The sequence below is a fragment of the Streptomyces sp. NPDC059355 genome, assembly GCF_042752335.1.
In the GTDB taxonomy this organism is placed as follows: domain Bacteria; phylum Actinomycetota; class Actinomycetes; order Streptomycetales; family Streptomycetaceae; genus Streptomyces.
Map to the genome: position 1 here is coordinate 1 of NZ_JBHYXN010000026.1, position 18,333 is coordinate 18,333.

At 73.9% G+C, this 18,333-nt stretch carries 17 protein-coding genes; 12 read left to right on the forward strand and 5 right to left on the reverse strand.

The genetic code is table 11. The features are described from left to right. Positions 1–37: 37 nt before the first annotated feature. On the reverse strand, positions 38–1,822 hold the full coding sequence (locus ACFXGI_RS23735; protein ID WP_384710017.1) for a helix-turn-helix domain-containing protein: 1,785 nt from the start codon (positions 1,820–1,822) through the stop codon (positions 38–40). 123 nt (positions 1,823–1,945) lie between these two features. Between ACFXGI_RS23735 and ACFXGI_RS23740 the strand changes: the two genes are divergently transcribed. Next, positions 1,946–3,595, forward strand: coding sequence for a DUF6350 family protein (locus ACFXGI_RS23740; RefSeq protein ID WP_384710020.1), 1,650 nt, complete (start codon positions 1,946–1,948; stop codon positions 3,593–3,595). Between the two features lie 16 nt (positions 3,596–3,611). Here the strand turns inward: ACFXGI_RS23740 and ACFXGI_RS23745 are convergent, their stop codons facing one another. Next, the gene (locus ACFXGI_RS23745) at positions 3,612–4,238 is read right to left on the reverse strand and encodes a hypothetical protein (protein ID WP_384710023.1); all 627 of its coding nucleotides are present in this window, start codon (positions 4,236–4,238) and stop codon (positions 3,612–3,614) included. A 323-nt stretch (positions 4,239–4,561) separates the two neighbouring features. On the opposite strand from ACFXGI_RS23745, the gene purN reads away from it, so the two are divergent. Further along, complete coding sequence (gene purN, locus ACFXGI_RS23750) at positions 4,562–5,185, forward strand: phosphoribosylglycinamide formyltransferase (RefSeq protein WP_384710026.1); 624 nt, start codon at positions 4,562–4,564, stop codon at positions 5,183–5,185. Then, entirely contained in the window at positions 5,182–6,771 is a 1,590-nt protein-coding gene (purH, locus tag ACFXGI_RS23755) for a bifunctional phosphoribosylaminoimidazolecarboxamide formyltransferase/IMP cyclohydrolase (protein ID WP_384710029.1), read from the forward strand. The genes purN and purH overlap by 4 nt, the downstream gene beginning before the upstream one ends. Before the next feature lie 81 nt (positions 6,772–6,852). Here the strand turns inward: purH and ACFXGI_RS23760 are convergent, their stop codons facing one another. Further along, positions 6,853–7,509, reverse strand: coding sequence for a hypothetical protein (locus tag ACFXGI_RS23760; protein WP_384710032.1), 657 nt, complete (start codon positions 7,507–7,509; stop codon positions 6,853–6,855). A 281-nt stretch (positions 7,510–7,790) separates the two neighbouring features. Here ACFXGI_RS23760 and ACFXGI_RS23765 point away from each other — a divergent pair, with 281 nt between their 5' ends. The 6 genes from ACFXGI_RS23765 to ACFXGI_RS23790 all read left to right on the forward strand — a co-directional run bounded on the left by ACFXGI_RS23765 (position 7,791) and on the right by ACFXGI_RS23790 (position 13,582). Continuing rightward, entirely contained in the window at positions 7,791–8,654 is an 864-nt protein-coding gene (locus tag ACFXGI_RS23765; protein ID WP_327361864.1) for a bifunctional methylenetetrahydrofolate dehydrogenase/methenyltetrahydrofolate cyclohydrolase, read from the forward strand. After that, a complete protein-coding gene (locus ACFXGI_RS23770) occupies positions 8,644–9,159 on the forward strand; it encodes a DUF3017 domain-containing protein (protein ID WP_384710035.1) in 516 nt (171 codons plus the stop codon). The genes ACFXGI_RS23765 and ACFXGI_RS23770 overlap by 11 nt, the downstream gene beginning before the upstream one ends. Before the next feature lie 272 nt (positions 9,160–9,431). Beyond that, complete coding sequence (locus tag ACFXGI_RS23775) at positions 9,432–10,421, forward strand: malate dehydrogenase (protein ID WP_030864208.1); 990 nt, start codon at positions 9,432–9,434, stop codon at positions 10,419–10,421. A gap of 175 nt (positions 10,422–10,596) precedes the next feature. Continuing rightward, entirely contained in the window at positions 10,597–12,354 is a 1,758-nt protein-coding gene (locus tag ACFXGI_RS23780) for a hypothetical protein (protein WP_384710038.1), read from the forward strand. Further along, positions 12,344–12,739, forward strand: coding sequence for a hypothetical protein (locus ACFXGI_RS23785; protein ID WP_384710041.1), 396 nt, complete (start codon positions 12,344–12,346; stop codon positions 12,737–12,739). The genes ACFXGI_RS23780 and ACFXGI_RS23785 overlap by 11 nt, the downstream gene beginning before the upstream one ends. A 159-nt stretch (positions 12,740–12,898) precedes the next feature. Continuing rightward, positions 12,899–13,582: a hypothetical protein gene (locus ACFXGI_RS23790; RefSeq protein ID WP_384710044.1), complete on the forward strand. Its 684-nt coding sequence runs from the start codon at positions 12,899–12,901 to the stop codon at positions 13,580–13,582. 80 nt (positions 13,583–13,662) lie between these two features. On the opposite strand, the gene ACFXGI_RS23795 is transcribed toward ACFXGI_RS23790, so the two are convergent. Beyond that, positions 13,663–14,166, reverse strand: coding sequence for a carboxymuconolactone decarboxylase family protein (locus tag ACFXGI_RS23795; RefSeq protein ID WP_030864199.1), 504 nt, complete (start codon positions 14,164–14,166; stop codon positions 13,663–13,665). A gap of 46 nt (positions 14,167–14,212) precedes the next feature. Here ACFXGI_RS23795 and ACFXGI_RS23800 point away from each other — a divergent pair, with 46 nt between their 5' ends. Further along, on the forward strand, positions 14,213–15,664 hold the full coding sequence (locus ACFXGI_RS23800) for a PLP-dependent aminotransferase family protein (protein WP_384710047.1): 1,452 nt from the start codon (positions 14,213–14,215) through the stop codon (positions 15,662–15,664). A 41-nt stretch (positions 15,665–15,705) separates the two neighbouring features. Here ACFXGI_RS23800 and ACFXGI_RS23805 read toward each other — a convergent pair whose 3' ends face one another. Beyond that, on the reverse strand, positions 15,706–16,557 hold the full coding sequence (locus ACFXGI_RS23805) for a hypothetical protein (RefSeq protein ID WP_384710255.1): 852 nt from the start codon (positions 16,555–16,557) through the stop codon (positions 15,706–15,708). Positions 16,558–16,654: 97 nt separating this feature from the next. On the opposite strand from ACFXGI_RS23805, the gene ACFXGI_RS23810 reads away from it, so the two are divergent. Both ACFXGI_RS23810 and ACFXGI_RS23815 read left to right on the forward strand, forming a co-directional pair. Then, positions 16,655–16,984: a hypothetical protein gene (locus tag ACFXGI_RS23810; RefSeq protein WP_384710050.1), complete on the forward strand. Its 330-nt coding sequence runs from the start codon at positions 16,655–16,657 to the stop codon at positions 16,982–16,984. Between the two features lie 6 nt (positions 16,985–16,990). Then, on the forward strand, positions 16,991–18,184 hold the full coding sequence (locus tag ACFXGI_RS23815) for a glutathionylspermidine synthase family protein (RefSeq protein WP_384710053.1): 1,194 nt from the start codon (positions 16,991–16,993) through the stop codon (positions 18,182–18,184). Positions 18,185–18,333: the final 149 nt, after the last annotated feature.

An 18,333-nucleotide genomic window follows, 5' to 3' on the forward strand; every position in this document is an offset into this window, starting at 1 on the left:
TCCCCGAGTGGGGTGCGGGCCACGCCCGTTCGTGTTGTCACTCCAGGCCGGGGGCGATCCGCTCGGGGCGGTGGGCCGGGTGCGAGCGGAGCTTCTCGCGCAGTTGCCGGGTCTCGTCGGTGAGCCGCTGGGGGCCGGCGAGCGGGGGGACCCCGGAGACGCTCGCGCCGGGCGCGATGGGGGGCTCGTACTGACGGGGCGCGGTGGCGGTGGTGTAGGCGGTCGCCGCGGCGATCACGGCGGTCAGGCCGAGGAACGCGCGGGTCCAGCGCGTGGCCCGGTACTCGGCGGCCATACGCACGGTGGCGGCCGGGCGGGGTTCCAGCGGCACGGCCGGAGTGACCGCGCCGAGCCGCTCGCGCAGCACCGCGGACCGCTTCTCGGGGGGCGCGGCGGCCAGCTCCGGGATGCGGTCGGCGAGGGCGTCGTGCGCGTGCAGGAGGCGGTTGCCGGCGGTGGGGGTGCTGGCCTCGGTCTCGGCGGCGGTGTCGGGGAGGTCGAGGCCGACGCCGTCGTAGAGCAGGACCGTACGGCGGTGGGCCGGCGGGAGCGCCAGCATCGCGTCCATCAGGATCCGGTCGGCGGGGGCGGCGGGAGCCTTGTCGGGGTGCTTGTGGGCGCGGCGGAACCCGTGCCAGGGGGAGAGGGCGTACTCGTACACGGCCGCGCGCACCCAGCCGACGGGGTCGGGATCCGCTGCCACCTCGGGCCACCGCGCCCAGGCCTGCTGGAAGGCCCGCTCGACGGCCTCCTCGGCGAGCCGGCGGCGGCCCGTCAGCAGGTACGCCTGCCGTGCGAGCGCGGGCGCGGAGTACCGGTACAGCGCGTCGAACACGGCTCCCGGTCCGGGCGGCCCGGGCGCCGGCCCGGCGGTCGCGTCCCCGGCCGGGGCCTGTCCGGCGGCTTCGGCGACCGCCGGCTCGACCGTGTCGGATCCTTCGGCCGCGGCCTCCGCAGTGACCGGCCCGACCGGGCCTTCGGCAGGGACCGGCCCGGCCGCCTCGCCGAGCGTCTCGCCGAGCGCCTCGCCGGCCGCCTCGCCGGCCGCCTCGCCGAGCGTCTCGCCGGGCGTCTCGCCGGGCGCGGGCCCGGCCGGGTGCGCCTGGTGCCCGCCGGCCCCGGTCGTGGTCGCTCCGGTGGGCGCCGGCCCGTCCCCCGGACCGGAGGTGTGCCCGTCGCCCTCCGGGCCGGACGGGGGCTGCTCGCACCCTTCCGGGGAGACCGCCGCGCCTTGGGCGGGCGGGTGGTCGGGCGCCGGGGGCTCCGCTTCGGCGGGGGTGGTCTGCTCGAGCGTTCCGCGGCCGGGCGTGCCGATGGCCCGGGCGGTGGCCTTGACGGTGTACCTCGCCTCGCGGCGGGGCACGGCCGTGGGCGGCTTCGCGGCCCGTTTGGCCGCGACCTGCGGCCGGGTCCGCTGCCCGGGCCCGCTCATGCCGAAGGGCCGCAGGCCCCCGGGCAGCCTCACCACGGCCCCGCCCCGCGCCTCCTCTGCGGCGCTCCGATCGGCCTCGTGGCCCGGGCCCGCGGGCGTCCCGCCGGGGGCCGCTCCGGCGGGGTCCTGCGTTGCGGCGTCCGGCGGGGCCGCCGCGGCGGGGGCCGTGTCCGCAGCGGCGGGCGTCGGGGCCGGGGACCTCAGGAGAGCGGCGTAGGCATCGAGTTTGCGGCCTCGGGGGTGGGTGCGGCCCGATTCCCAGGAGCGGACCGTGTTGGTCCGGACGCCCACCGCCGTCGCGACGGCCTCGTACGTCAGGCCCGCCGCCTCGCGCAGTCTGCGGCGTTCCTTGGGCGAGGGGAGCCTCGGCTCCTCGACGCTCTCTGTCATGCCTCGCTCCCCGTGACCTGCCGACAGACCTGGGCGAAAAAGTACATAAAACGTATATTGAGCGACACCACGGACATTCGCCTGTTACCCGCCCATAGCGCGTGTCGTTGGCACCATGGCGGGGTGACCCAAGTGACCGAACGCGGGACCCCGTTGCCGACGGCCCCCCGGGCCGCCGCCGGGCGGCGCCGTTCGCCGGCCGCCGCCGCCTGCGTGCTGGGCGGGGCCGTCGCCGCCGGGCTCGGCCTCGGCTTCCTCGCCGTGCTCGTCATCGTGCTCTGGATCAGCTCCCCCTACCCCGACAGCGGCCCCGGCGGCGCCCTGCACCTGGCCGCCGGGCTCTGGCTGCTCGCCCACGGGACCGAGCTCGTCCGGTACGACACCCTCTCCGGGGTGCCGGCTCCCGTCGGCGTGATCCCGCTGCTGCTCGTCGCGCTGCCCGCGCTGCTCATGCGCCGGGCGGCGCGGCTCGGCAGCGCCTCGGGGGACGGCGGGGACGGGGATGAAGTGCTGCCCGCCTCAGCCATCTTTTCCGCTGTGACCTGCGGATATCTCTCCGTCGGCTCCCTGGCGACCGTCTACGCCGCCGCCGGGCCGATGCCCGCCGACCCCCTCAGCGCCGCCTGGCACGTACCGCTCGTCGCCGTGCTCGCCGCCGCCGGCGGGGTCTGGGCGGCCAAGGGGCGCCCCGTCGGGCCGCTGCCGCACTGGGTTCCGGGGGCCGTGCGCCGGGCCGCCGCCCGCCCCCGCTACCCCCTCGCGCTGCGCGCCGGAGCCGCCGGGGCCCTCATGCTGCTGGGCGGCGGCGCGCTGCTCGTCGGGGCCTCGCTCGCCTGGCACGCCGCCGAGGTCCAGGCGTCCTTCCTGGCGCTGACCGGGGTCTGGTCGGGCCGCTTCGCGGTCCTGCTCCTGTCCCTCGCGCTGCTCCCGAACGCCATGGTCTGGGGCGCCGCCTACTCCCTCGGCCCCGGCTTCGCCCTCGGCGCCGGCGCGACCGCGACCCCTCTCGGCTTCGCCGGCTCGCCCGCGCTCCCGAGCTTCCCGCTGCTGGCGGCGCTGCCCCCGGAGGGCCCCAGAACCCTGCTGACCTGTGCGACCACCGGTGTGCCGCTACTGGCCGGGCTGGCGGTCGGGTGGTTCGCCGTACGCCGGGCGCGTGAAGTCTCGTACAGGGAAACCGCCCTGACGGCGGCTCTGGGCGCCCTGGTGTGCGCGCTGCTGATGGCCGGGCTCGCGGCGGCCTCTTCGGGGCCGCTCGGCTCCCGGGGGCTGGCGAGCTTCGGCCCGGTGTGGTGGGCGGTCGGCGCGGCGGCCTTCGCCTGGACCCTGCTCCCGGCGGTGCCGGTAGCGGTGGCGGTGCACTCCTGGCGGACCCGGCCCGCCCGGCAGGCGGACGCCCTCGCGCCGGACGCGGATGACGAGTGGCACGACAGCGGCGTACGGGAACTGCGCTGGGAGGCCCTGCGCCGGGCGGCGGGCGCCCTCGTACCGGACCTGACCCAGGATCCGCCCCAGGATCCGCCCCAGGCCCAGGCCCAGGCCCAGGCCCAGGCTCCGGCGCCGGCCGAACCGGTCCCGGCCTCTGCCGAACCGGTCCCGGTCGCCGCGCCCAAACCGCCCCGCCGGCTCACCGTCGTGACGGGGATTCACCTGGACCTGACGCCGGTTCCGGTCCCGACGGTCCCGACGAAACCGGCGGACGCGACGCCCCTGCCCCTCGTCGCGGCCGTGGCCGACGCCCGCGTACTGCCCCGCCGCAAGCCGCAGGAGTGAACCGGCGCCGCCAGGCCTACTGCTGCACCTTCAGGATCTTGCCCAGCACGTTGTCCGGCAGCAGGTTGTTGCACTGCAGTTCCGCCGACTTCGTGAGGGCGTCCTCACGGCAGACGTAGAAGTCCTTGTAGGCCAGCTGCAGGCCGTACGAGCTCAGCGCCAGCAGGATCGCCAGCGAGGCCGCGACCAGCCCGCCGATCGCCGCCGTCCGCTGCGGGCGCGCCGCCGGACCGAGGGCGGCCAGGCCTCCCTGGGGAGCGGGGGCGGGAGCGGGGGCACGGCCCATCAGGGCGTCCACCGCGGACGCGGGCTCTGCCGCCGCAGGCTTCCCGCGCAGCCCGCTGATCCCCCAGTACATGGCGAGCGCACCGAGCAGCAGCCCCACCGACGGGATCCCGAAGATCCCGAAGAAGAAGCCCCACATGCCGGCCAGCAGCGCGTAGCGGGCCCGCCGCTGGACCGGGTCCGTCGGGTCCCAGCGCACCGGTCCGCCGGTGCCGGATCCGGGGTCCTGGCCCTGGCGGCCGTCACCGCCGCCGTCGCCGTTGCCGCGCGGCTGCCACGGCTGGTCGGGCCGGCCTTCCGGGGGAGCCGCGAAGGGGTTGTCGTCGGTGGAGGAGTCGGGCTGGCGGCGATCCGGCATCGAGTGCGTTACTTCCCCTGTGTCGTGGACGTCCTCGGGACGTCGTGGGCCTCGTGAGCGGCGTGCGTCGAAGGGCTGTTGACGTGTGGCACGGTGCTGCGCACCGCGCCGTATGCGGCTTGTATGCCAGACGCTACCTCTCGCCCGTCCCCCCGTCCCTCGGGGGCGGTCCGGTGTGCCGGTATCGTTGCAGGCGGTCGGCGGCTTCGTAGGGTCACCCGTATTCAGGGGCACCTCACTTTCGTCTGATCACACAAGATGTACGCCGGTGCGTGAGACCACGTGACGTGCGTATGGACGCATTCCCGCAGAAAGGGCCTCCCATGGCCGCCTCCCGCCTGGTCGTGCTGGTCTCCGGTTCCGGCACCAACCTCCAGGCCCTGCTCGACGCCATCGACGCCCATCCCGGCGGATCCGAGGGCTTCGGCGCCGAAGTCGTCGCCGTGGGGGCCGACCGCGAGGACATCGTCGGCCTGGAGCGGGCCGAGAAGGCCGGGATCCCCACCTTCGTATGCCCGGTCAAGGCGTACGCGACCCGCGAGGAGTGGGACGCCGCCCTCACCGGGGCGACCGCCGCCCACGCGCCGGACCTCGTCGTGTCCGCCGGGTTCATGAAGATCGTGGGCGCCTCGTTCATCGGCCGCTTCGGCGGCCGCTTCGTCAACACCCACCCCGCCCTCCTCCCGGCCTTCCCGGGAGCCCACGGCGTACGGGACGCCCTCGCCTACGGCGCGAAGGTCACCGGCTGCACGGTCCACTTCGTGGACGCCGGCGTGGACACCGGTCCGATCATCGCCCAGGGTGTGGTCGAGGTCCGGGACGGGGACGACGAAGCCGCTCTGCACGAGCGCATCAAGGAAGTCGAGCGCCAGCTGCTCGTCGACGTCGTGGGGCGCCTGGCCCGGCACGGCTACCGCATTGAGGGACGAAAGGTAACAATCCAGTGACCGCCGTAGAGAGCAGCACCACCTCGTCGAGCTCGTCGAAGCGACCGATCCGGCGCGCGCTCGTCAGTGTCTACGACAAGACGGGACTGGAGGAGCTGGCCCGCGGCCTGCACGAGGCGGGCGTCTCGCTCGTCTCGACCGGCTCCACCGCCTCCAGGATCGCCGCGGCCGGCGTGCCCGTCACCAAGGTCGAGGAGCTCACCGGCTTCCCCGAGTGCCTGGACGGCCGGGTCAAGACCCTGCACCCGCGCGTGCACGCCGGCATCCTCGCCGACCTGCGCCTGGAGGACCACCGCAACCAGCTCGCCGAGCTCGGCATCGAGCCCTTCGACCTGGTGATCGTCAACCTCTACCCGTTCCGGGAGACCGTCGCCTCCGGCGCCACCCCCGACGAGTGCGTCGAGCAGATCGACATCGGCGGCCCGTCGATGGTCCGCGCCGCCGCCAAGAACCACCCCTCGGTCGCCGTCGTGACCAGCCCCGCCCGGTACGCCGACGTCCTCGCCGCGGCCCAGGGCGGCGGCTTCGACCTCACCGCGCGCAAGCGGCTCGCCGCCGAGGCCTTCCAGCACACCGCCGCGTACGACGTCGCCGTGGCCTCCTGGTTCACGAATGCGTACGCCCCGGAGCCGGAGGCCGTGCTTCCCGAGTTCCTGGCCGGCGCCTGGGACCGCAAGTCCACCCTGCGCTACGGCGAGAACCCGCACCAGGCCGCCGTCCTCTACACCGACGGCCGGCCGGGCGGGCTCGCCAATGCCGAGCAGCTGCACGGCAAGGAGATGTCCTTCAACAACTACGTGGACACCGAGGCCGCCCGCCGCGCCGCGTACGACCACGACGAGCCCTGCGTCGCGATCATCAAGCACGCCAACCCGTGCGGCATCGCCGTCGGCGCGGACGTCGCCGCCGCGCACCGCAAGGCGCACGCCTGCGACCCGCTGTCGGCCTTCGGCGGCGTCATCGCCGTCAACCGTCCGGTGACCGTCGAGCTCGCCGAGCAGGTCGCGGAGATCTTCACCGAGGTCATCGCCGCCCCCGCGTACGAGGACGGCGCGGTCGAGATCCTGGCCAAGAAGAAGAACATCCGCGTCCTCAAGGTCGACGGCACCCCGCACCAGCCGGGTGACCTGAAGCCGATCTCCGGCGGCGCGCTGCTCCAGCAGTCCGACCTCTTCCAGGCCGAGGGCGACGACCCGGCGAACTGGACCCTCGCCACCGGCGACGCCCTCTCCCCGGAGGAGCTCGCCGAGCTCGCCTTCGCGTGGAAGGCCTGCCGGGCCGTCAAGTCCAACGCGATCCTGCTCGCCAAGGACGGCGCCTCGGTCGGTGTCGGCATGGGCCAGGTGAACCGGGTGGACTCGGCGAAGCTCGCCGTCGAGCGGGCGGGCGCCGAGCGCGCGCAGGGCTCGTACGCCGCCTCCGATGCCTTCTTCCCGTTCCCGGACGGGCTGGAGATCCTGACCGCCGCCGGCATCAAGGCCGTGGTCCAGCCGGGCGGTTCGGTCCGTGACGAGCAGGTCGTCGAGGCCGCGAAGGCGGCCGGCGTGACCATGTACTTCACCGGGACCCGGCACTTCTTCCACTGAGTCCGGCTCCCCGCGCACGGCGAAGGCCGCCACCCGTCACGGGTGGCGGCCTTCGCCGCATCTCCGGTGGTCGTACGGGGATCAGTAGCGCGGGCGGTTGAACCAGGCCACCGAGTCCTTGTTGACTGCGGCGACCAGGATGACCACGCCGATGGCGAGGCCGATCACGCCGCCGGCCAGCGCGGGGCCCGTGCCGTTGCTGCCGGTGTTCGCGAAGTTGGCGAGGCTGCTGAGCAGGAAGAGCACGGAGTACACGATCGTCGTGATCCGCGTGGCGTTGCCGCCCTTGCCGAACTTCACGCCGAGGACGATCGCCCACACGGCGAACGCGATGGCGATGACGGCGATGAGGGCGATCACACCGGCGGCCACCTGGCCCGAGCTGCTGCCGCCGTAGCTGCTGCCGGAATCGGCGCTGGAGATGAAGGCCGCCCCGAGCAGGGCGAACGCGCCGACGATCAGCTGAATGGCCGCGATGATGAAGAGGAGCACGCGCGCGGTCTTCAGCACACCCGGCATCTGCATGGGCATGCCCGGGTAGCCGCCGGGGCCGGCCGGGTACGCCTGGTTCGGGTATCCGTAGCCTGGCTGGCCCTGCGGGGCCTGCTGAGGGTAGGCGTAGCCGCCCTGCGGCGGAATGCCCTGCGGGGCCTGGTTCGGGTATCCGTAGCCGGGCTGGCCCTGCGGGGCCGGCGGCTGCTGCTGCCCGTACGGGTTGTTCGGGTCGCCGAAGCTCATCTTGGGGTGTTCCTCCGTGGAAGTGCGGGGACGCACGGCACGCACGGAGGAGTCACTGCTGTGTGCGGTACGCCCCCCGGCACTGCCCGCGGCACTCTTTACGCCATCGTGGTCCGCCCGGGCCGGAGTTGTCCAGCGACGGCGCGCCGGGCCGGTCACTTGTTGTGCAAGTACAATGAACGGGTCAAGTCCGCCACGGAGCGCCCGCCCGGGCCCGCGACCGGGCGTCCGGCCGGGCCCGCGACTGGAAGCGAAGCCGGTCCATCCGGGAGGATGGGGTCATGACCGCCCAGATTCTCGATGGCAAGGCCACCGCCGCCGCGATCAAGTCCGAACTGACCGCCCGCGTGGCGGCGCTCAAGGCCCGGGGTATCACCCCCGGCCTCGGCACCCTGCTGGTCGGCGACGACCCGGGCAGCCGCTGGTACGTCAACGGCAAGCACAAGGACTGCGCCGAGGTCGGCATCGCGTCCATCCAGCGCGAACTGCCCGCGACGGCCTCCCAGGAGGACATCGAGGCGGTCGTACGGGAACTCAACGCGAACCCGGAGTGCACCGGCTACATCGTCCAACTCCCGCTCCCCAAGGGCATCGACACCAACCGGGTCCTGGAGCTGATGGACCCGGCGAAGGACGCCGACGGCCTGCACCCGATGTCCCTCGGGCGACTGGTGCTGAACGAGCCGGGCCCGCTGCCCTGCACCCCGTACGGGATCGTGCAGCTGCTGCGCCACCACGGCATCGAGATCAACGGCGCGCACGTGGTGCTCCTCGGCCGCGGCATCACCGTCGGGCGCTCGATGGGCCTGCTGCTGACCCGCAAGTCGGAGAACGCCACCGTCACCCTGTGCCACACCGGCACCCGCGACCTGGCGGCCCAGCTGCGCCAGGCGGACATCATCGTGGCGGCCGCGGGCGTCCCGCACCTGGTCAAGCCGGAGGACGTGAAGCCCGGCGCGGCCGTGCTGGACGTGGGCGTCAGCCGCGACGAGAACGGCAAGATCGTCGGCGACGTGCACCCGGGCGTCGCCGAGGTGGCCGGCTGGATCTCCCCGAACCCGGGCGGTGTCGGCCCGATGACGCGGGCGCAGCTGCTCGTGAACGTCGTCGAGGCGGCGGAACGGACGTCGACCAGTGCGGGCTGAGCACGAAGCGGAAGCGACCGGCGCCGAGTCCGGCGCCGGCCCCGGCCCCGGCCCCGGGCCCGCGGGCGCCGAAGCCGGGCCCGCGGGCGCCGAGGCCGGCCCCGAAGCCGGGCTCGACGCCGCCAAGTCGCGCCGCTTCCCCTCGATCACCAAGGACACCGCCCGCCCCGAGGGCCACGGCCGTGCCGCGCCCGGTGACGCCCTCGCGGCCCGCCAGTGGCCGATGCTCAGCGTGCTCGCCGCCACCGCGGTCGGACTGCTCCTGACCGCGCTGAACCACCCCCGCTTCGGCGTCCTGGTGATCGGCGTGGCCCTGATCGCGGCCTCCGTGCTGCGGCGCGTACTGCCGCAGGTGGGGATGCTGGCGGTGCGCTCCCGGTTCACCGACATGGTCACGTACGGGCTGCTGGGCGTGGCCATCACGCTGCTCGCGCTGGTGATGGAGCCCAAGCCGTGGCTGGACATCCCGTTCCTGGAGAGCGCGGTCCGCTTCACGGTCCGCTGAGCCCGGCCCCGCCGGGGCACCTGACGTACTCGCACCCACTCGTACACCCGTCCGGCGGTGTCCGGCGGTCGAAAAGAGGGGGGAAATCCCCCTCCGCGCCTTCGAACTCCCGGTCCGTGTGCCCTGCACCACACAGACCGGGGGATTGGGCCGCCGGAAGGTCGGATAGCCTGACGCCGGATGTCTCTTCACGTCAAGATTCGCAGGGGAGCGGCGTCCGCCAGCACATGGGGCAGCGAAGCCCCACCGCCAGCTGTCTAACGGAGAAGGCCATGACCCGCACTCCCGTGAATGTCACCGTCACCGGCGCCGCCGGCCAGATCGGCTACGCGCTGCTCTTCCGCATCGCGTCCGGTCACCTGCTCGGCGCGGACGTGCCGGTCAAGCTCCGCCTCCTGGAGATCCCCCAGGGCATGAAGGCCGCCGAGGGCACCGCCATGGAGCTCGACGACTGCGCCTTCCCGCTGCTTAAGGGCATCGACATCTTCGACGACCCGAACGCGGGCTTCGAGGGTGCGAACGTCGCCCTGCTCGTGGGCGCCCGCCCGCGCACCAAGGGCATGGAGCGCGGCGACCTGCTCTCCGCCAACGGCGGCATCTTCAAGCCGCAGGGCAAGGCCATCAACGACCACGCCGCGGACGACATCAAGGTCCTCGTCGTCGGCAACCCGGCCAACACCAACGCGCTCATCGCGCAGGCCGCGGCCCCGGACGTACCGGCCGAGCGCTTCACCGCGATGACCCGCCTCGACCACAACCGCGCGATCTCGCAGCTGGCCGCCAAGACCGGCGCCGCCGTCTCCGACATCAAGCGCCTCACCATCTGGGGCAACCACTCCGCGACCCAGTACCCGGACATCTTCCACGCGGAGATCGCCGGCAAGAACGCCGCCGAGGTCGTCAGCGACGAGCTGTGGCTCGCCGACACCTTCATCCCGACCGTCGCCAAGCGCGGCGCCGCGATCATCGAGGCCCGTGGCGCGTCCTCGGCCGCCTCGGCCGCGAACGCCGCCATCGACCACGTCCACACGTGGGTCAACGGCACCGCCGCGGGCGACTGGACCTCCATGGGCATCCCGTCGGACGGCTCCTACGGCGTCCCGGAGGGCATCATCTCCTCCTTCCCCGTCACCACCAAGGACGGCAAGTACGAGATCGTCCAGGGCCTGGACATCAACGAGTTCTCCCGCACGCGCATCGACGCGTCCGTGGCGGAGCTCGTCGAGGAGCGCGACGCGGTCCGCGAGCTCGGCCTGATCTGACCGGTAGGACGGGACCCGGCCGGCTCTGCGAAGGGCCCGGCCGACCCGGCCGGAACCGATCCTGCGACACCTGAAAGGCCCCGGCGTGCACGCCGGGGCTTTTTGGCGTGAAGCACCCTGTTTACGCGCGCCCCGCGCGCCGTACGGTTGCCCTCCTCCCGAGCGAGGAGAACGCGTGAGTGGCACACCCGACGGCAGGGCCCCCGTGGACCCGACGGCGACAGAGGCGGGACGCCTGCTGTGCGCCGGCACCTACCTCGACCCCGCCTACCGCGACCGGGTGATCGAGGAGCTCTACGTCCACGAGGAGCGGTTCCCCGCACCCTCCTACGGGTTCGACGCCTCCCGCGTCCTCGCCCACGCCCTGCGCGCCCTGCGCACCGAGGTGGCCTGGTCGGCGGGGATCGTCGCGGCGTGGGCGCTCGGCCTCCTCCTCACCCGCGCGTTCTTCCTCTTCCTGCTCGTCCCCGCGCTGCTCCTGAGCGGGGCCGGCCACCTCAAGAAGCGCCGCGAGCGGACCGGCCGCGGCGTCCGGTTCTTCGAGTGGATCATGCGCGGCTGCGCCGCCTTCCTCCTCGGCCGGATCCTGTGGGGCGTGCTCCGCGGCTTCTTCGCGGACGATGTGGGCTTCGGGGGCTTCGGGGGCAACCCGGACCTGAGCTATCTCGGCCAGTACCTCGGGCACGTCCTGGAGACCGATCCGCTCGGCATCTTCACGGAGATCCCCCTGATCGGCCAGTACTACGGCGAGGCCTACTCGTGGACGGTCATCCTGATCGCGGTGCTGGTCACGGTGCTCGTCTATCTCCAGCGCGGGCACTTCGCGCAGTCCATCCATTCCAAGCTCAGCCGTGAGCACTACGCGGACTGGGAGGCCGACCCGGTCGGGGGGCCGCGCTTCCACCGGACCCAGGACCGGATCCTGCGCCTGCAGCACGCGCAGGTGGTCCTGTACGACATCGACAACCCGTTCTGCGGGGCGGGCCAGGCCCGTCTGCCGTGGCAGCTGACGGTGGAGCTGCGCCCGCGGGCCAAAGAGGTGGCCCGCCGCCTCGACAACGAGGGGATCATCGAGCGGATCCGGCCCAGGCTGGAGGCCCTGCGGGTGCCCTCGCCGGGCGGCTCCGAAGGTGCGGAGGCGAGCGTCCTGGACCGGCTTCGCGAGCTGGTCATCGACGAGTGCGTGTTCCTGCCGGCCGCGGGACTGCCCGACGTGGACGCGGCCGACGTGTCGCAGGAGGCGTTCGCCGAACACCGAGCGGCTGCGGTCGAGGAGGGCGGGGAGCGGCGCCGGCACTTCCTGCGCGTCCGGATCGGCGGCTGGGACGAGAACCTCGTCATCACGGTGTTCATCCGCGTCCACACCCAGGGCGGCATGCTCATGCTGGAGGTCGCGCCGCACGTGCTGCTGCCGGTGCGGCCCGATTTCCAGCGGGCCGACGACATCGCCCGGCGCCATCGTCGCAACACTCCCTTCGCCAAGGCGCTGCTGGCCCTCAGCAACGCCCCCGGCTCGCTCGGCGTCGCCCTCGCCAGCCTCGCCAGGGCCTGCCGGGTCCCGTGGCGGCTGGCGACCGCCGGGCACGGGGTCGCGTTCGCGGCGGGACCGGCCGCGTCCGTACGCGAACTCGCCTCGAAGCGGGAGCCGTCACTGTTCCAGCTGATGGACCTGGACCGGTACGTGAAGACGATCCAGGAGCGCATCGTCGGCGGGGTGACGCAGGCGCTGCACGACGCGGGCTGGCACACCGAGGAGTTCGCGGAGCGCGCGGTCAACGTCGCGGAGGGCGGGGTGTTCATCCAGTCGGTGAGCAACAGCGCCTTCGGCATCAACGGAGTGAGCCACAACAGCACGGTGAACCAGGGCAAGGACGGCACGGACCGCAAGGGCGGGCGCGTGCGCGCGGGCAAGGAGAGCAGAAGTGGCCAATAGCGAAGGCGCCGGGCCGCCCTCGGTGCGGATCGGCGACGTACGGGGCAGCGCCTTCAGCATCGGCGGCACGGACGTCAGCAACAGCACGGTCAACCACGGCGGTACGGGGGCGGACGCCGGCGACGCCGGGCCGACCGCGCAGGAGCTGCTGGAGGCCGTACGGGACCTCCGCGCAGCCCTCGTACGCCTGCCCCGCAGTGACGGGAGGACCGCTCTCGACGCCGAACTGGACGCGGCGGCCGAGGAGTTGGAGTCCGCGGGCGAGGAGGTCCGGCCGGGGCTGCCCACCCGGCTGCGCGGGGCGCTGGAGCGGTGGGCCCCGCTGGTGGACTCGGTGAGCGCGGCCACCGCGCTGGCCGCCCTGCTGACCTCGTTCGGGGGGTGATCCGTGGCCCCGGGGAGCGGCCCCGTCCGGTGGAACCCGCGGACGCAGCAGTGGGAGGGCCCGGGAGGCCCGGAAGGTCCGGAGCGGCGCCGGCGAGGGCGTCCGGTGCCCGGGTCCGGGCGTGAGGAGCCGGGGTCCGGGGGGCCGGAGCTCCCGCCGATGCCGGCCTATCCGCCGGGCACCGAGCCGCCGGGCACCGAGCCCCCGGGCACCCACGCGCCGGACACCGAGCCGCGGAACCCGTGGGCCGCTCCGGGGGGCGGGGAGCCCCGGGACAGCCCGCCCGCGCAGCACACGGCGCGCCGGTGGCGGCTGCGGCTGGGCATCGCCGTCGGCGTGGCGGTGGCCCTGGGCGGGGCCGCGGTGGCGGCCTCGTACCTCAGGGCGGACCCGGCGGAGCTGCCCGACGGGTACAAGGTGCTGCGCAGCGCCGGGGCCGGCTTCCAGGTCGCCGTCCCGGACGACTGGCAGCTCAGCACGTCCGAGACGGGGACGGTGGCCGGCACCGTGTTCCGGCCCGAGTCGGGCCGGGACAGTCTGCTCCAGGTCCTCCCGGTCACCGGCGGCCCCGACAACCCGTGCGAGGTCCTGGTCGACGGCACCAAGGAGCTGAGTGCCCGGGAGGGCTACCGGCGGATCTCCCTCGAATCGAAGAACACCACCGGCTGCGAGCTCGTGTACGAGATCCCCAACGGGGACAGCGGGACCGCGTACGCCATCGGGCGGCTGGCCGTCGCGTCCGACGGCAGCCGCTGGGTGCTGATGGGCTTCGGCCCGGCCGCCGACACCAAGGCCGTCCGCGCGCGGATGGCGGCGGCCCTGGGCTCGTTCCGGCCCGGCTGAGGCCGGAACCGGGCCTGACCGGGGCCTGACCGGGGCCGGACCGGGGCCGGACCGGGATCGATCCCGGGTCCGGCCGCCCGCTACTTGAACATGCCCGGCGTGTAGTGGCCCGGGACCATGCGGGTGGTGACCGCGAAGCGGTTCCAGACGTTAATCGTCGAGATCACGGCGATCAGGTGGGCGAGCTCCTTCTCCTCGAAGTGCTTCGCGGCCTTCTCGTACACCTCGTCGGGAACGAACCCCTCGGTCAGGACGGTCACGGCCTCGGTCAGTTCGAGCGCGGCGACCTCCTTCTCGGTGTAGAAGTGGCGCGACTCCTCCAGGGCGGTCAGCTGCACGATCCGCTCGACGCTCTCGCCGCCGGCGATGGCGTCCTTGGTGTGCATGTCCAGGCAGAACGCGCAGTGGTTGAGCTGCGAGGCGCGGATCTTGACCAGTTCGATCAGGGCCGGGTCCAAGCCCTTCCTCGCGGCCATCTCCAGGCTCACGATCGCCTTGTAGACCTCGGGTGCGTGCTTGGCCCAGCCCATGCGGGGGGTGTGCTCGGGTGCGTGTGCGGTGGTGTCTTCGTACGTGGTGGTCATGCCTCCACTTTAGGAAGCAGGCGGCCCGCCCGTATGGTCCATATCCATGAAGGAATCCTGGGCCACTTCCGATGCAGAGGCAGGCAGCGGGGGCGCCGCTCCCGGTGCCGATTTCGGCGCCGACCTGCACTTGGACCTCTCCGCCGGGCGCGGCCTGCGCGCCGGGCTCGTCGAAGCGCTGCGCGAGGCCGCGCGCAGCGGGAGGCTGGCGCCCGGGACCCGGCTGCCGTCCTCGCGCTCCTTCGCCGCGGACCTCGGGATCGCGCGGAACACGGTCGCGGAGGCGTACGCGGAGCTCGTCGCCGAGGGCTGGCTCACAGCCCGCCAGGGCTCGGGCACCCGGGTCGCGGAACGCGCCCGGCCGCTTCGGCCCGCGGGGTCCGCCCGCGTCCGGCACCCCTCGCCCAAGCGGCACTCGTACAGCCTGGTGCCCGGCACCCCGGACCTGGGCGCCTTCCCGCGCGCCGCCTGGCTGACGGCGGCCCGGCGGGCGCTGACGGACGCGCCGAACGACGCCTTCGGGTACCAGGTCGACGCGCGCGGCCGGGTGGAGCTGCGGGAGGCGCTCGCCGGGTACCTGGCGCGGGCGCGCGGGGTGTACGCGGACCCGGAGCGGATCGTGCTGTGCGCGGGGTTCGCGCACGCGCTGATGCTGCTGGCGGGGGTGTTGCGGGCGCGCCGGGTCCGGGACGTGGCGGTGGAGGGGTACGGCCTCTACATGCACCGGGAGACGCTGGCGCGGGCGGGGCTGCGGACGCGGCCGCTCGCGGTGGACGACGCGGGCGCGCGGACGCCGGACCTGGCCGGGCCGGTGGGCGCGGGCGCCGGGGCGGTGCTGCTGACCCCCGCGCACCAGTTCCCCACCGGGGCGGCGCTGACCCCGGCCCGCCGGGCGGCGGCGGTCGACTGGGCCCGGAGCACGGGCGGGATCATCGTGGAGGACGACTACGACGGGGAGTTCCGCTACGACGGCCAGTCGGTGGGCGCGCTGCAGGGACTGGACCCGGACCGGGTGGTCTACCTCGGCACGGCGAGCAAGTCGCTCGCTCCGGGGCTGCGGATGGGGTGGATGGTGGTGCCGCCGGGGCTGCTGGACGAGGTCGTCGCGGCGAAGGGGCGGACCGACTGGACGTCGAGCGCGGTGGACCAGCTGACGCTGGCGGAGTTCATCCGGTCCGGGGCGTACGACCGGCACGTGCGCGGCATGCGGCTGCGGTACCGGCGGCGCCGGGACGAGCTGGTCGAGGCCGTCTCCGGCCGGGTGGCGGTGTCGGGCATCGCGGCGGGCCTGCACGCGGTGCTGGACCTCCCGGCGGGCACCGAGGCCGCGGCCCTGCGGTCCGCGGCCTGGCAGGACCTGGCGGTGGTGCCGCTGTCCTTCTTCGCCCACCCGGACGCGGAACTCCCGCGGCGGGAGGCCCTGGTGGTCGGCTACGGCACCCCGCCGACGAGCGCCTGGTCGGCGACGCTGACAGCCCTGCTGGCCGCCCTGCCGTAGGGGGTGTCCTGCCGGGCGGGGCGGATCGGGGCGCAGCGGCGTCAGGCTCCGGCGGGGTCCGGGGCGCCGGGTCGCGGTGTCGCCGGCGGTTCGCCGAAGCGGGCCAGGGCCAGGGCTCCGGCCACCGCCACCGCGAAGCCGAGGACCGCCAGCCAGGTCAGGCCCGCACGGGTGCTGTCGCCGAGCCAGACCACGCCCACCACCGCCGGGCCGATCGTCTCGCCGAGCACCATGCCCGCCGTGGCCGCCGTCACCGAGCCGCGCTGGAGCGCCGAGGTGAGCAGCAGGAACCCCGCGCCCCCGCCCAGCAGCAGTGCGTACAGCGCCGGGTTCGCGAGCGTCGCGAGCGAGACGTCGTCGATGAGGCGGACCGCCACCTCCACCACCCCGAAGCCCGTCCCCGCCGCGAGGCCGAGGACCAGCGCGCGCGAGCGGTCCGGGAGCCCGCCCGCCACGGCCCCCACCAGCAGCACCAGCCCCGCCACCCCCAGCAGTCCCAGCTTCAGCGCGAACGACCCCGTCCCCGAGCCCTCCTCGCCCGACGACAGCGCCAGCATCGCCAGCCCCGCACACACCGTCCCCACCGCGCCCCACTCGGCCCCGCTCAGCGGTACGTGCAGCAGCCGCGCCGAGACCACGGCCGTCACCGCGAGGCTCGCCGCCAGCGCCGCCCCCACCGTGTAGATCGGGATGTTCCGCAGCGCCACGATCTGGAGGACGAAACCGGCCGCGTCCAGCGCCAGGCCCACCACGTACCGCCACTGCCGGGCCGCCCGCAGCAGCAGCGCCGCGTCCACGCCGGACCCGGTTCCCGGCTCCGCCGCCCGCGCGGCCATCGCCTGCAGTACCGACGCCGTACCGAAACAGACCGCCGCACCGAGCGCGCAAACCATCCCAAGGAGCACGAAATGACTCTAGATGATGGAGGTCATAAGGGGGTTTCGACGGCCGGATTCCATCGGTTCACCGCCCCGTTCTAGTCTGTCCGCCATGGACGACAGCAGTACGGGCAGCAGAACGGGCGACAACGCCACCACCCGACGACGCATGCGCTCCGGCGGCGTCGCCCTCGGCGGCATGGGCCTGCTCGCCGCCGCTCTCGTGGCGTGCGGCAGCAGCAACGAGCCCGACAAGCGCTGCGCGGACCGCGTCACCCTGGAGAAGCTGAACACCAAGGAGTGCAAGAGCGGCGGCCGCGGCTCGTACTACTACGGCGGATCCGTCGCGAACAACAACCGCATCAGCGGCGGCAGCTTCGACAAGTCCGCCGTCACCCGCGGCGGCATCGGCGGCAGCCACAAGAGCTCCTCGGGCGGCTGATCCAGCGTGCAGCGCCACACCATCGAGCCGCGCCCCGACTGGCAGAAGACGGTCGAGGAGCAGGGGCTGATCTACCCCCTCACCCGCTACCCCGACGACTCCCTGCGGCCCTACTGGGACGAGAGCGCGTACTACTCCTTCTCCCTCCCCGAGGTGGAGGCGCTGGAGAACGTCGTCGAGGAGCTGCACGCCATGTGCCTGGCCGCGGCCGCGCACATCGTCGAGCACGACCGCTTCGCCGACCTGGGCGTCACCGACCCGAAGCTGGCCGCCCTCATCGCCGAGTCCTGGCGCCGGCGCGCCGAACAGCCCTCCCTCTACGGGCGGTTCGACCTGCGCTACGATGGCGCCGGCGGCCCGGCCAAGATGCTGGAGTACAACGCCGACACCCCCACCTCCCTCGTGGAGGCGGCCAGTCCGCAGTGGTTCTGGATGGAGGAGCGCTTCCCCGGCGCCGACCAGTGGAACTCCCTCCACGAGCGGCTCGTCGAAGCCTGGCGCCGGCAGGCGGAACTGCTGCCGCCCGGCCCGGTGCACTTCGCGCACTCCGAGACGGACGAGCTCGGCGAGGACCTGATGACGGTCGCCTACCTCCAGGAGACCGCCGAGCAGGCGGGTCTGGAGACCGAGGAGCTGTCCGTCGAACAGATCGGCTGGGACAGCCTGTCGGGCCGGTTCGTCGACCGGAAACTCGGCTTCATCCGCAGCTGCTTCAAGCTCTACCCGTGGGAATGGCTGGTCACCGACGCCTTCGGCCCGCAGGTCCTCGGCACGTACGACCACGGCGGCGGCTCCGGGACCACCACCTGGATCGAGCCGCTGTGGAAGATGCTGCTCTCCAACAAGGCACTGCTGGCGATCTTGTGGGAGCTCTTCCCGGAGCACCCGAACCTGCTGCCCGCCTACCTCGACGGCCCGCGCGAGCTCGCCCGGACCACCGGGTACGCGGCGAAGCCGCTGCTGGGCCGCGAGGGCGCCGGGGTCACCCTGCACCCGGCCGGCGGCGACGAGCCGTTCACGCCGGCCGAGGGGGAGACATACGTCTTCCAGGGCCTTGCCCCGCTCCCCGATTTCGACGGCAACCGCGTGGTGCTCGGCGCCTGGGTCGTCGAGGAGGAGGCGGCGGGCCTGGGCATCCGCGAATCGGCGGGCCCGGTCACGGACGAGTACGCCCGCTTCCTGCCGCACGTCATCCTCTAGGGGGTGTCTCGCCGTGGGGGGGGGCGGCCGGCCCGCCCCCCCCCCCCCGGCCCCCCGCGCCCCCGGCCCGGCGCGCGGGTGACCCCCAAACAGAGAGTCCGCGCCAACACGGAGGAGTAATAACTAAAGAAACGGGGGGGGGGTGAGGG